The organism is Marivirga sp., from assembly GCF_035704835.1.
Lineage (GTDB): Bacteria > Bacteroidota > Bacteroidia > Cytophagales > Cyclobacteriaceae > Marivirga.
In genome coordinates, this window is record NZ_DASSWQ010000041.1 from 47,816 (window position 1) to 60,335 (window position 12,520).

At 33.0% G+C, this 12,520-nt stretch carries 11 protein-coding genes; 8 read left to right on the top strand and 3 right to left on the bottom strand.

Features of this window, described 5'->3' with window-relative positions; translation table 11 throughout:
• The first annotated feature begins 28 nt into the window (after nucleotides 1-28).
• A complete protein-coding gene (locus VFM92_RS06240; protein ID WP_325121333.1) occupies nucleotides 29-757 on the top strand; it encodes a class I SAM-dependent methyltransferase in 729 nt (242 codons plus the stop codon).
• On the opposite strand, the gene VFM92_RS06245 is transcribed toward VFM92_RS06240, so the two are convergent.
• Nucleotides 747-1,517 carry a glycosyltransferase family 2 protein gene (locus VFM92_RS06245; protein WP_325121334.1) on the bottom strand — a complete coding sequence of 257 codons (771 nt, stop codon included), beginning with the start codon at nucleotides 1,515-1,517 and terminating at the stop codon, nucleotides 747-749. The genes VFM92_RS06240 and VFM92_RS06245 overlap by 11 nt on opposite strands.
• Before the next feature lie 167 nt (nucleotides 1,518-1,684).
• Between VFM92_RS06245 and VFM92_RS06250 the strand changes: the two genes are divergently transcribed.
• Nucleotides 1,685-2,773 (top strand): glycosyltransferase family 4 protein, encoded by a 1,089-nt coding sequence (locus VFM92_RS06250; RefSeq protein WP_325121335.1) that lies wholly within the window; start codon nucleotides 1,685-1,687, stop codon nucleotides 2,771-2,773.
• A 113-nt stretch (nucleotides 2,774-2,886) separates the two neighbouring features.
• On the top strand, nucleotides 2,887-3,702 hold the full coding sequence (locus tag VFM92_RS06255; protein ID WP_325121336.1) for an FkbM family methyltransferase: 816 nt from the start codon (nucleotides 2,887-2,889) through the stop codon (nucleotides 3,700-3,702).
• Nucleotides 3,703-3,719: 17 nt separating this feature from the next.
• Here the strand turns inward: VFM92_RS06255 and VFM92_RS06260 are convergent, their stop codons facing one another.
• Nucleotides 3,720-4,817: a glycosyltransferase family 4 protein gene (locus VFM92_RS06260; RefSeq protein WP_325121337.1), complete on the bottom strand. Its 1,098-nt coding sequence runs from the start codon at nucleotides 4,815-4,817 to the stop codon at nucleotides 3,720-3,722.
• A gap of 94 nt (nucleotides 4,818-4,911) precedes the next feature.
• On the opposite strand from VFM92_RS06260, the gene VFM92_RS06265 reads away from it, so the two are divergent.
• From VFM92_RS06265 to VFM92_RS06285, 5 genes are all read left to right on the top strand, one after another.
• On the top strand, nucleotides 4,912-5,484 hold the full coding sequence (locus VFM92_RS06265) for a sigma-70 family RNA polymerase sigma factor (protein WP_325121338.1): 573 nt from the start codon (nucleotides 4,912-4,914) through the stop codon (nucleotides 5,482-5,484).
• A gap of 72 nt (nucleotides 5,485-5,556) precedes the next feature.
• On the top strand, nucleotides 5,557-5,817 hold the full coding sequence (locus tag VFM92_RS06270) for an anti-sigma factor (protein ID WP_325121339.1): 261 nt from the start codon (nucleotides 5,557-5,559) through the stop codon (nucleotides 5,815-5,817).
• Entirely contained in the window at nucleotides 5,814-6,392 is a 579-nt protein-coding gene (gmk, locus tag VFM92_RS06275; RefSeq protein ID WP_325121340.1) for a guanylate kinase, read from the top strand. The genes VFM92_RS06270 and gmk overlap by 4 nt, the downstream gene beginning before the upstream one ends.
• A gap of 287 nt (nucleotides 6,393-6,679) precedes the next feature.
• The gene (gene nadD, locus VFM92_RS06280) at nucleotides 6,680-7,258 is read left to right on the top strand and encodes a nicotinate (nicotinamide) nucleotide adenylyltransferase (protein WP_325121341.1); all 579 of its coding nucleotides are present in this window, start codon (nucleotides 6,680-6,682) and stop codon (nucleotides 7,256-7,258) included.
• A 67-nt stretch (nucleotides 7,259-7,325) separates the two neighbouring features.
• Nucleotides 7,326-9,998, top strand: coding sequence for a DUF5686 and carboxypeptidase regulatory-like domain-containing protein (locus tag VFM92_RS06285; protein ID WP_325121342.1), 2,673 nt, complete (start codon nucleotides 7,326-7,328; stop codon nucleotides 9,996-9,998).
• 4 nt (nucleotides 9,999-10,002) lie between these two features.
• On the opposite strand, the gene VFM92_RS06290 is transcribed toward VFM92_RS06285, so the two are convergent.
• Nucleotides 10,003-12,156: a tetratricopeptide repeat protein gene (locus VFM92_RS06290; protein ID WP_325121343.1), complete on the bottom strand. Its 2,154-nt coding sequence runs from the start codon at nucleotides 12,154-12,156 to the stop codon at nucleotides 10,003-10,005.
• Nucleotides 12,157-12,520 lie beyond the last annotated feature (364 nt).

Genomic DNA, 12,520 nt, shown 5'->3' on the forward strand with positions numbered 1-12,520 from the left:
TTTTATCTTTGAAGCAAAATTAATTGCAATGCATCAAAATATTCCTGAGAATACCTCTAAAAACACACATAATATAGTATTTGAATTATTAAACGATTCCAAAAACCCTGGTAAAGTGTTGGATATTCCTTCTGGAGCAGGGGCTTTTACCAACAGGCTGATCAAGCATGATAAATCAGTGTATTCAGCTGATATTGAAAATATTATGCAGGTAGAAAACCCGAATTTTGCAGTGGCTGACATGAATGAGATTCTTCCTTACAATGATGGTTTTTTTGATAGTGTGGTATGCATTGATGGAATTGAGCATTTAGAGAATCCTTTCTTTTTTATCAGAGAATGCAGCAGAGTGATAAAAAAAGGAGGTCAAGTAATTATTTCTACACCCAACATTAACTCATTCAGGTCTCGCTGGAGATGGTTCTGGACGGGTCATCATAATAAATGTAAAGTCCCTTTAAACGAAGAAAACCCAACTCCTCTGCATCATATTAATATGATGTCCTATCAAAGGATGAGATATATATTGCATACAAGCGGCTTTGAAATTGCGCAAGTGAAAACCAATCGTGTGAAATTCATAAGCTGGGTCTACGTACTATTCATTCCTTTCAGTTGGATTTTTACAAATTGGGTTTACAATAAAGAAGAGAAAGATAAAGGGCAACGAAAAAACAATAAACGGATTCTTTCAACTCTTTTTAAAACGCCATTATTATTTGGGGAAACAATGATAGTGAAAGCTATTAAGAATTAGCCCCTTTTTTAAGCTGGTAAAGTTTAAAATATTTTAAGTACTTGTATCTGGAATGTTTTAAACTCAGGACTAAACCATAATAACCATCAAGAATTCCCAATTTTACAAAATAGACTTTTATAAAGGAATAAAATGGATAAAGAATCAAATGGGGTAGGATAAACACTTTTTTGTTTTTTCTAAATGATTCTTGGGCAGCAATTGAAGTAAATTTTTCAATTTGTTCATCATGCTGTGTTGTATTCTGATACGTATAATGTAGAATTTGACCTTTTAGATTTTGGGAATTACTATTTTCATTCAAGATTACTTTGTCATGCGGATTACTACCTCCCCATTTGCCTTTGTTTTTATTCCAAAGTCTTACTTTTCGATCAGGATACCAGCCGCTATGTCTAATCCATTTTCCGCAGTAATTATTTAACCTTGGCATGCTAAAAGCATCGGTAACAGGATTTTCATTATTTTTCCATTCAAGAATTTCTTCCTTTAATTTTTCACTTAGGCGTTCATCAGCATCCAGAGAAAGAACAAATTCATGATTGCTTTGGCTAATAGCAAAATTCTTTTGTTCTACATGCCCTGAAAATGGATTTTCCATAAATTTTACTTTTGAAAAAGCTTGACAAATTTCAGCAGTTTTGTCTTTTGAAAAACTATCTACCACAATTATTTCATCTGCCACATCCAAAACGGATTCAATGCATGCTTGTATATTTTTTTCCTCGTTGTAGGTTATAATCGTGACCGATAGCTTCATTTAATGGGTAATTCTAATAGTTATTGTCAAAAATATGTGTTTTGCAGGCGTAATTCCTAAATTTGACAGATAATTGTAAGTAGGATAGCGGAAACATCCAATTTTTCATGAAAATTTTGGTTGAATCCTCATTCTCTTCTTGTATTGAAGGTATTAAAATTATTTGTATGAAAATATTAGTCATTAGTAATTATAAATCCATTGTGACGGTGAGACCAGAAGCTGAGATATTCATCGGGTTGGCCAAAAAAGGACATGAAATTACTATTATGACGTACGAAGGAGCTTCTTATATTCCTCGTTTTGAAGAACATGGAATTAGAGTTATTCCTTTCCATCCTACTAAGAAAAGAGATAAGGAAAGTATCAATTTTATAAGAGAAGAATTAATTAAAGGTGAATATGATGTTCTTCAAATGTATAATAGTTTGGCATATTTAAATGGAATCCCTGCCGCCAAGGGTCTGCCCGTGAAGGTGATTTTGTACAGAGGTTATACTGGTAATATCGCTTGGTATGATCCGTTTATGTACTTAAAGTACTTTAATAAAATTGTTGATGCAGTCATCTGTAATGTTAAAGCAATAGAAGAGCTTTTTGAAAAGAACTATTTTGGTAAGAGGATAATTTTTAAAACTATCAATAAGGGGCATGATATTTCGTGGTATCAAGTGAAGGAAAATGCTGATTTGTCAGCATATACACAACGTAAAGATCATGTGAAATTTATATGTACTGCGAATGACCGGAAAATGAAGGGAGTGAAATACCTTTTAGAAGCGACACATCACCTAAAGGAGGATGCTCCTTTTGAATTGTTTTTAGCGGGAAGAAATATGGATAGGCCTGAATTTTTGAAGTTGATTGAGGAGAGTCCGGTAAAAGATAGAATTCATATTTTGGGTTTCAGGAATGATATTTTGGAGGTTGAAAATAATTGCGATGTGTTTGTATTGGCTTCTCTCTATGGTGAGTCCATCACAAAAGCCGCAATAGAGGCAATGGCCTTGGGCAAAGCTCCATTGATTACTGATATCCCAGGAAATAAGAAGTTGGTAGTTTCGGGCGAGTCAGGCATTGTGGTTCCAAAGGCAGATGCAAAAGCGCTAGCAGAAGGGATGAAAGAATATATTTATAATCCTGAGCTAATAAAAAAATACGGAAAAGCAGCCCAAAATAGAATTCAAACTGTTTTTCATACCAGTAAAACGGTGGAAGAATATGAACAATTTTATGATGATTTGCTCTCAAATTAATTTAATGAAACAAGCAAATCCTAACCTAGGAATTAATTATTGACTAATTTTTCTTTCTCGAACTCGATTCTTCGTATTATTGTGCCTTCTTAGTTTAAAAAATTCCTTTTCGAATGAAAAAATACTTTACTCAAGCTTATAAAAAATTTGTCTTCAAGCTATCAGCACGCAATTCTATAATTTTCACCATATTTTATACATACTTTTTTAATCCTAAAAAAGGAAGTTTGGGCTATTTTTATAATCAGATTTCCAAAAAATTAGACCAAATATTTGTGATTCAAGTGGGAGCCAATGACGGCATAAATCATGATCCAATTCATAAATTCGTAAAACGCGATAAGTGGAAAGGATTATTAATTGAGCCTCAACCTGACGTATTTCGATACCAACTTTTCCCGCTTTATCAGAGAGATGAAGGTGTTTTTATGGAGAATATTGCCATAAGCGATAAAATCAGCTTGATGGATATGTATAAAATCAGTTTTACCAGAGAAAGATGGGCAACTGGACTTACTACATTTCATAAGCCTACATTACAAGATAAAGTTGAGAGAGGAGATGTTGATCTAATAGCGAAGCGAAAAGGTATAAAAGTACCTGCAGATAAAAAGGATTATATTGACCAGGTTAAGGTGGAATCCAAAACATTCGAGTTTCTACGGGCAAAATATCAAATACAGGAAGTGGATGTTTTGCAAATTGATGTAGAAGGCTTTGATTTTGAGGTGATTAAATTATATGATTTGACTCAAAATAAACCGAAGGTAATTGTATTTGAAAGCCGTCATTTGGGTGATGAAGAATATTCCAATGCAGAGCAATATTTCTCGGAAAATGGCTTTGAAATTAAAAGGGTAAAAGGCGATAGTGTAGCCGTCCGAAAAGATTTTGATTTTGGAATGGAAATGATGAAAACGTTTAGTTAGCAAATCTGATCCTCACTTTATAAAATTCCCTTAAAAAAGGTCTCGTATTTGTTAATAGTGTTTTCTATGGAGAAAGTCTCAAATGCAGTTTTTTTACCATTTTTCAAAAGCGTGGATCTTAATTCCTGATTTTCTACTGCTCTTTTGATTTGATTGGCAAATTCCTGATAATTTTCATTTTCATATAAAAGGCCATTTTCTTCATGTTGAACAACGTCAGGAATGCCTGCAAAGGCCGTAGCGACTACTGGTGTTCCCATTGCCATACTTTCAACTAGAGTGAGTCCAAATCCATCCATAGTGGAAGGGAGTACATTAACAGTCATTAGCGTGTAGTACTGAATTACAGTAGCTTTATCATTTACTAGTCCTATGCATTGTACGTCTTGCGGTACATCATGAATATCTGGTTCATCAGGAAATCGGTTTCTGTAGCTTTCTTCATCCAAGCCAACATAAAGGATTTTCCATTCTTTTGGGAGAAATTGTAAAGCTTTTACGAATTGTGGTTGATTTTTATAGCGGGCCACACATCCTATTACAATATCTTCATCCGTATAGCCTAGTTCTTTCTGTAATTTTTTTCTTACTTCTAAATTTGGCTGATATTGCTCAGTAGGGGTTCCATTATGAATTACCTGAAGTTTGTTTTTGTGTATTCCTCTTTCAATAAAAATTTCTTTTAAAGCCTCACTAACTACCACAATCTTATCACAGAAGTAATTATTGAAAATATTTTGAAAAAATTTATTCAGCCCTATCATTTTCTTAGGATTCTGCCTTCTGGTTTGAACAATTCTCACTTTTTTTCTATAAAGAAAGTTAACTATGGGGCCAACGTATCTATCGTTCGATGATTGAGCATTAATAATTTGGATATTTTCTTTTTCAATTAATTCTTTAAGTAGGGTGCGAGTGATTTTATCAGTTTTACCATTGAAAGGCATGTAAACTGTTTTAACCTTAGAATTATCAATGAGACTTTCAAGAAAAGTATCTTTTCTCAATCCTAAAAAAACATTATGATTTCTCTTTGCTAGTCCGTTGGCCAAATATGAAATACTGTAAGTGGAACCGGCCACACCACCTTGTGCACAAAGAATAAGAATATTCATAATTAAATTTAAGTATATTAAAGAATTACTTGTTATAACCTTCTCTCCAATTTTCGGTTATATACAATAATTAAACTAGTCTGTGGGAGAGCGCATGTCATACGAAAGCAAAGATAAACAAAGAGTATTCAATCAAGAATTTATGCCGCATATTGATGCGATGTATAATTTCGCCTATCGGCTTACTTTGGATGAAGATGATGCCAAAGATTTGGTGCAAGAGACTTTTATGAAAGCTTTTAGGTTCATTAATTCTTTTGAGACGGGAACCAATGCGAAAGCATGGCTGTTTCGGATCTTGAAGAATAGTTTTATCAATAATTATAGAAAGAAAAGTAAGCAGCCTAATAAGGTTGATTACCAAGAAGTAGAATCTTTTTATAATTCTGATTCAGTTAATGAAAATATTACAACTGACCTTAGAGTTGAAACTGTTCAACATTTAATAGGTGATGAAATCACTAATGCGCTCAATGCATTAGATGTGGATTTTAGAACCGTAATTATTTTGTGTGATTTAGAAGGATTCACTTACGAGGAAATGGCTAAGATTTTGGACATTCCTATTGGCACCGTAAGAAGTAGATTGCACAGAGCGAGAAATTTATTAAAAGAAAAACTAAAGCTATATGCCAATTCCTTAGGTTATAAGGATAAACGAAAATAATTGAAAGAGATTTTTACGTAAGGAAAACATTGGTCATATTTGCACAATAAAGGCAATTGCCAAAATTTTTTAATGAACGATCAAACCATGGAAGTTGAGCAAAACCAAGCATGTACAGAATTATTACAACTTGTAATAGATGGACAAGCAACTCAAAAGCAACAACAAGAACTAAAGCAGCATCTTGAAGAGTGCGAAAATTGCAGAGAAGAATATTTGCTTAGCAAAAGCATAACAGAAAGTATTAAAAATCACATCAAACCTAATCAATCGCCCAACGGTTTGGCTAACACCATCCAAAGTAAAATTCTCGAAACTGCTTCCTTAAAATGAAGAAAAACGGTAAAGCGATAATCTTTTCAGCTCCATCTGGTGCGGGAAAAACTACCATAGTCCAACATTTATTAGATAAACATCCTGAATTAGGATTCTCCATTTCTGCTTGTACTCGAGATAAAAGAGGAAGAATTGAAGTTGATGGTGTAGATTATTATTTTCTTACCGTTGAAGAATTTAAAAAACGTATCGATAAAGACGAGTTCGTTGAATGGGAAGAAGTTTATGAAGGCAATTTTTATGGCACCTTAAAAAAGGAAGTTCAAAGAATTTGGGATTTGGGTAAAACCGTCATTTTTGATGTAGATGTAAAAGGTGGGTTAAAGCTTAAAAAATATTTCGAGGAAGATGCCTTAGCTGTTTTTGTGAAAGTCCCTTCGTTGGAGGTTTTAGAACAAAGATTAACTAATCGAAATTCCGAATCATCATCTAGTTTATCTCAACGATTATACAAGGCCAAATTTGAAATGACTTTTGAAAAAGAGTTTGATGTCACTTTAGTGAATGAAGATTTGGAAACCTCTTTGAAGAAAGCAGAAGATATGGTAGCTGGCTTTATTGGGAAAGCTTAAAGTATCTAGTACTTTCTTACATAAAATATGTGTTTTTTATAAAACTTTGGATGCTCCCCTTCAACCCGCCAATCCTATTCTTTTAAGAATTTAAGCCACATTTTTAAATATATCCTGAAAAATAGCCACGGGTACTTTCTTTTATGTTCTTTTGTTACTTTTGTGGTGGAAATGTTCAACTGTTAATATAAAAAGCTAGCATTCCTCTGTACCACAAAAAGATTGAAAATAAAACAATAGGTTTTTCGCTTTAGTGAAAAACTTGTTAGTAGATTAAAGATAAGGTCATGAATAAAAACGTAGGTCTTTTTTTTGGTTCCTTTAACCCCATTCACGTTGGCCATTTGATTATTGCTAACACTATGCTGGAGGAACCCGACATTGATGAAGTTTGGTTCGTTGTTTCCCCTCAAAGCCCATTCAAAACTCAGAAATCTTTAGCGCACGAATTTGACCGATATGATTTAGTACAAGCTGCAATAGGAGATCATTTCCATATGAAAGTGTCGGATATTGAATTTAAAATGCCTAAACCTAGTTATACTGCAGATACTTTAGCCTACTTAACTGATCAGCATCCAAATCACAACTTCAAATTAATTATTGGACAAGATAATTTGAAAAGCTTTCCTAAATGGAAAAATAGTGATGTGATTTTAAGCGATTATGGTTTGCTTGTTTATCCGCGCCCAGAAGCAAAAAAATCTGATTTAGAAGCTCATCATAACGTTCGTTTTGTGGAGGCACCCATGATGGATATATCGGCCACTTTCATCAGGAAATCCATAAAAAAGAATCGTTCAGTGAAATATTTGGTTCCAGATGCGGTTTTAGATAGGATTAAAGGAAAAAAACTTTATAGTTAACTTTTTCTCCTTAGTCTCATCTTTCAATCTTAACTTTAATATCTTGAACGATATTTGAACCTAATCTATGAGAAAATTATTTACCTTCTTTTTAATATTATCCTCTTTTGTTGAATTAAATGCACAGGGAGTTCGAGGCACAGTAACTGGAGTTGATGGAGAAACGCTCCCATTTGCAACTATATATGTACAAGAAACAGGTTCAGGTACTTCTACTAATCAGGAAGCCTATTATGAGTTACAATTAAAAGAAGGTAATTATACCATTCAATTTAAATTTGTTGGTTACGAAACGGTCATAAAGGAGATTTCCGTCAACGACAAGTTTATTCAGTTGGATGTACAATTACCAAAGCAGACCCTATTGCTAGATGAAGTAACTACCACTGCCAAAGCAACAGATCCTGCTAATTGGATGATGAGAAAAGCAATTGCAAAAAGTAGCTATCATCGTCAGCAGATCGATTCCTATTCAGCAACTGTGTATGTAAAAGGAAAAATAGAAATTACAGCTATTCCTTTTTACATGACTAGTATAATGAAGAAGGAAGGGATAGATGATGAAACAATTATTATCACTGAATCAGTTAGCGAAGTAAGTTATAAAAGACCCAATCAGTTTTCAGAAAAGGTTATTTCTATTTATGCATCGAAAAAAACCGATGTAAATGCCAATCCAATGCGATTTATTGCTGGCAGCTTTTATCAAGATGAAATTGCTTCAGTGATTTCTCCTCTTTCTTCCAAAGCTTTTCGCTATTATGAATTTAAACATTTGGGAGCATTTATGGATGGAGACATTTTAATCAATAAGATTAAAGTTGTTCCGAAAGTAGCAGCACCTAATGTATTTGAAGGTGAAATTCAGTTAGTAGAGGATGATTGGGCATTATTTAGAGTCGATTTGAACGCACAAGTTGAGCTTGGAATAAAAGTAAGAATTTGCCAGGAGTATCAAAAAATTGAAGATTTAGCCTGGATGCCAATAACCCATCAATTTGATGTAAATGGTGAGCCGATGGGATTTGGTTTTGAAGCAAAATATTTGGCTTCAATGAATGATTACACCTTGGAGTTAAATCCAGCGCTGCCAAAAAGTATAAAAATTATTGATAAAGAAGATGCTGAACTCAGTGTAAATTCTCCGGAAATTATTGAAAAGGCTAGTGAATTAAATGCTGCTGGAAATCAGAAACAAATTGCTGTTAAAGCGGAGGATTTATCCAAAATCATGAAAGAATACGGGGAAACGCAAAAAGATTCTTTAGCCAGACAAGATGTGATTGGAGTTTATGATTTTGAAGTAGATTCTGGAGCTTATAACCAAGATTCTAATTTTTGGGCACAAATAAGACCTATTCCACTTTCAACTGATGAAACTAGAGGTTATGCTAAGATTGATAGCCTGAATGTGATTAAGCAAGTTGCAGATTCAGAGGATTCTGTTAAAAATGTAAAGAAAAAAACGTTCCAGTTTACTGATATTTTGGTGGGTGGAGATTATAGAATAGACAGTGCCAATAGATTAGATTTTAAGATTTATAATCCATTTTTAAATATACAGTATAATACGGTAGAAGGCTTAAATATTGATTATAGTTTAGGGTTAAAAAGATTTATTTCCATAAAATATGATACTACTGGGGGTAGGGGTGCCGTTGATAGAACTTATTTTAACAGAGAGTCATATGCTTTAATAAAACCAACAGCACGATATTCAGTTGCCAGAAATAAGGTAATTGGAAAGATATTAACCAAGTACCAATTTAAAACGGGTGATGTTGAATTTAGAGTTGGCCGATACATCCAACAGTTTAATGATGATCCAGCTGTGGAGCCATTACTCAACACAAGCTTTACTACCTTATGGGAACAAAATTTCATGAAAATCTATGAGAAAGATTTTATGAAATTGAATTTTACTAGAAAATTTTCTGTGAAAACGAAATTGTCAGCAGCCATAGAGTACCAAGAAAGAAGACGTTTAAATAATAATGCAGATTTCAGTATCGTAGATTGGGACAGAGAATTCACACCAAACTATCCTGTTAATATAAATCCAGTTAATGATTTTGATGGACAGCATGCCTTAACTGCGAATGTAAAAATTGAATACCAACCTTTTATCAAGTATGTGATTCGGAATGGTGTTAAAAGACCCGTGATACAACGAGACGCACGTTTTTCATTAGAATATTATAAAGGTTTTAAAAACTTAGCAGGAAGTGATGTTGATTTCGACAGGATAGAAGTAGGCTATCGAGATGAATTCGATTTTGGAGCCAAGGGTAGAACCTATCTGAACACTAAATTTGGTGCGTTTCTAAATAATGAAAGTTTAGGCTTTATGGATTATGCTCATTTTCCGGGAAATAGAGCGTTTATTACGCAAAAAGACCCAGTAGAATCCTTCAGGCTTTTAGATTACTACAGATTCAGTACTGATCAGTACTATTCACAAGCTTTTATATTTCATCGATTCAGAAAATTATTTATTACACAAATTCCAGTAACTCGATTCATGGGACTTAAAGAGGGAATTTTCCTAAATTATCTTTACACGCCTGACAGCAATAATTACACTGAATTAGGATATTCTCTAGATGGAATTGTGAGATTTTTCCGAATAGAAGTAGCTACGCAGTACGAAAATATGCAATATAAAGGTTGGGGATTAAGAATAGGGATAGCAACTACTTTAGGAGGAAATGTTTCCGTAAATGTTGATAATGATGAATAGGATTTTAAATGCTCATGGGCAACTCTATTTCAAAAATAGTGTTTTTCTGAGCGTTTGATTGAATATGGAAGCTGCCATTTAATTTCTGTATACATTGCTTTACGGTATAAAGACCAATGCTAATATTTTCAAACTGATTTTGTGCCTTTGAGAAACCATTGATAAGCTTGTTACTTTCTTCATCAATAAGTCGAAGGTCAAATAATTTGAAAATCATACTAATGCTTTTGCTATGAGGGGCTAATGCAAATTCAATCTTGTAGTGTGTGATATTTTCACTTTTCATAAACTGTACCGAGTTTTGCAATAAATTGAAAGCGATGAGTCTGATCAAAGATGCATCCGAATAAAAGACTAAATTCCGTTCAATAGTAATGATCAAGTCAAAGTTTTTAATATTTTCAATATAAACCACTTCATTGAATGACTCTTGGATAATGCTTCTAAAATCGATTTGGCTATTTTCTATCGTTTTATCGTTCAATTCACTTATTAATTTCAGCTCTTCAATAATAACGTTTAATCTAAGAGCAGCTTTATCTAACATACTAAAGTAGTTTAAAGCTTTGGTATCCTCAACATCGCGTAGTGCCAAGTTACAAATACCCATAAGTCGGACGATAGGTCCTTTAATATCATGCGAAGATTTATAAATGAAATTATCTAGCTCCAAACTGGTAGTTCTTAATCTTTCATTTACAGTTTTTAATTCAATGTTTCGTTTATCAACTGTACCTGCTAGTTTTTCATTAAGGATTTCTAATTCTTCTTTTTGGCTACTGATCACATTTTTCGCTCTCTCAAGCTCTTTGAGGTTCAGCTCTAAATATTCTTTCTGAGATTCTATTTCTTCTTTTTGCGCTTCTACTTTATCATTCTGTTTCGTGAGAGTTTTATTTATTTTTTTATTTCGTTGAAAAATTAAGAAAAGCAGTATTGAAAAAGGAATAATTAAGATTAGAATAGAAAGATATACCAGATTTTGAAATTCTTGCTCTTTAAGCGCTATTTCACTTTTCTGTAAAAGCATTCTATTTTCATTTTCTTCTAGTTTTAAGGGAATCAAACTTAGATTTCGGCCCAGCACATTTACGTATAAAGAATCTTTCAGCATGAGGTTCATTTCAAGCATTGCATTTGCTTTTTTTAAATCCCCCAGTTTTTGATAAACCTTTGCTTTCACCTCACAAATATCAATTAGGAGATTATTTGCTTTGATCTTAGTGGCTAAGGAATCGCTTTTAGCTAATAAGCGTAATGATTTCTCTGCTTGATTTTCTATTAAGGATAATCTGGCAAGCCAAAGGTAAATTTCGCTCATACCCTTTTGGTCTTTGATAGACGCTCGAATTGAGAATGAATTGTTGAAATAATAGAGTGCAGAATCATATTTTTGAGATTGCAGCATTACCTGCCCCATGCCTTGTAATGCTACGGCTTCCCAATTTTTGTTTTCGAAATATTCAGTGATTTTTAAAGACTCAGTAAAGTAATGACTTGCCTTTTCACTTTCTGATTGTGCAAGATGAGTATTCCCAATGTTATTTTGAGAATAAATGATGAGGTCGAGCTCATTATTATCTTTTGCCACCTCTAATCCTTTTTGTAAGTAGCGATGAGCACTGTCATACATATGTGCTTGAACATAAACTAGTCCTATATTATTTAATGTATGTTCTAATCCATATTTGACACCCAATTTTCTTTTTATCTCGTAAGAACGGATAAGGTATTCCAATGCATTTTGATAGTTGCCTAGGCTGATATAAACGAATCCAATATTGTTTAATGCATTATGCATGAGGACCGAATCATTCAGTTGATTTGCGATTTCCATCGCTTGAATGTTATATTCCAGAGAACTTTCAAACTCTCCTTTATAATGATAAGTACCTCCTAATAATCTTAATGATTTTGATATGTTGATAGGGTTATTAAGTTTTTTTGCTAGTAGAAGTGCTTGTTCTCCATATTTTAGTGCGGAATCAGGACGGTTTAACCAATTTTCAAAAATTAATTGGTGTAGGACATCGATTTTTTTTTGACCTTCTACTTTTAATAATTTTCTTCTAAGGCTATCCGTTTTGGAATAAGACATCAAATCAGATGAAAAACTCATGAATATTGCGATAGCGATATATAGAAATCTTATTTTCATTATATAATAGAACTATATCCATATAAATATCATTTAAGATAGTCAATAATTAGTCAAATAGAAAGCAAATTATTACTGCTGTAAAGGAAGAATGTTATTGGTTGGTGTAATATATTTTAATCTTTTAGAAAATGTGGCCTTAGAATTAACATTTTGGTCAGTAAGACTATTGAAAGGAGAAGTATTAGAAAAGTTAATTTATGAATTCTATTAATTGAAAATAAAAAAGCCTTGCAGAGATGAAGTGAACCCCAAAAGTTAGACATAACCTTTGGGGTTTTTTATGAAAAAGAGAAAAAGGAACAAATTCAGTATTGATCAAAAAGAACAGATTGTTAGATCAGTTTTAGAAGAAGGGTTGAAC

Excerpts from the sequence above, each read along its gene's own strand:
- VFM92_RS06255 (WP_325121336.1), top strand. The coding sequence starts at position 2,887 with ATGAAAAAATACTTTACTCAAGCTTATAAAAAATTTGTCTTCAAGCTA.
- gmk (WP_325121340.1), top strand. The coding sequence starts at position 5,814 with ATGAAGAAAAACGGTAAAGCGATAATCTTTTCAGCTCCATCTGGTGCG.
- VFM92_RS06260 (WP_325121337.1), bottom strand. The coding sequence starts at position 4,817 with ATGAATATTCTTATTCTTTGTGCACAAGGTGGTGTGGCCGGTTCCACT.
- VFM92_RS06290 (WP_325121343.1), bottom strand. The coding sequence starts at position 12,156 with ATGAAAATAAGATTTCTATATATCGCTATCGCAATATTCATGAGTTTT.
- VFM92_RS06270 (WP_325121339.1), top strand. The coding sequence starts at position 5,557 with ATGAACGATCAAACCATGGAAGTTGAGCAAAACCAAGCATGTACAGAA.
- VFM92_RS06285 (WP_325121342.1), top strand. The coding sequence starts at position 7,326 with ATGAGAAAATTATTTACCTTCTTTTTAATATTATCCTCTTTTGTTGAA.
- VFM92_RS06265 (WP_325121338.1), top strand. The coding sequence starts at position 4,912 with ATGTCATACGAAAGCAAAGATAAACAAAGAGTATTCAATCAAGAATTT.
- VFM92_RS06245 (WP_325121334.1), bottom strand. The coding sequence starts at position 1,517 with ATGAAGCTATCGGTCACGATTATAACCTACAACGAGGAAAAAAATATA.
- VFM92_RS06250 (WP_325121335.1), top strand. The coding sequence starts at position 1,685 with ATGAAAATATTAGTCATTAGTAATTATAAATCCATTGTGACGGTGAGA.
- VFM92_RS06240 (WP_325121333.1), top strand. The coding sequence starts at position 29 with ATGCATCAAAATATTCCTGAGAATACCTCTAAAAACACACATAATATA.
- nadD (WP_325121341.1), top strand. The coding sequence starts at position 6,680 with ATGAATAAAAACGTAGGTCTTTTTTTTGGTTCCTTTAACCCCATTCAC.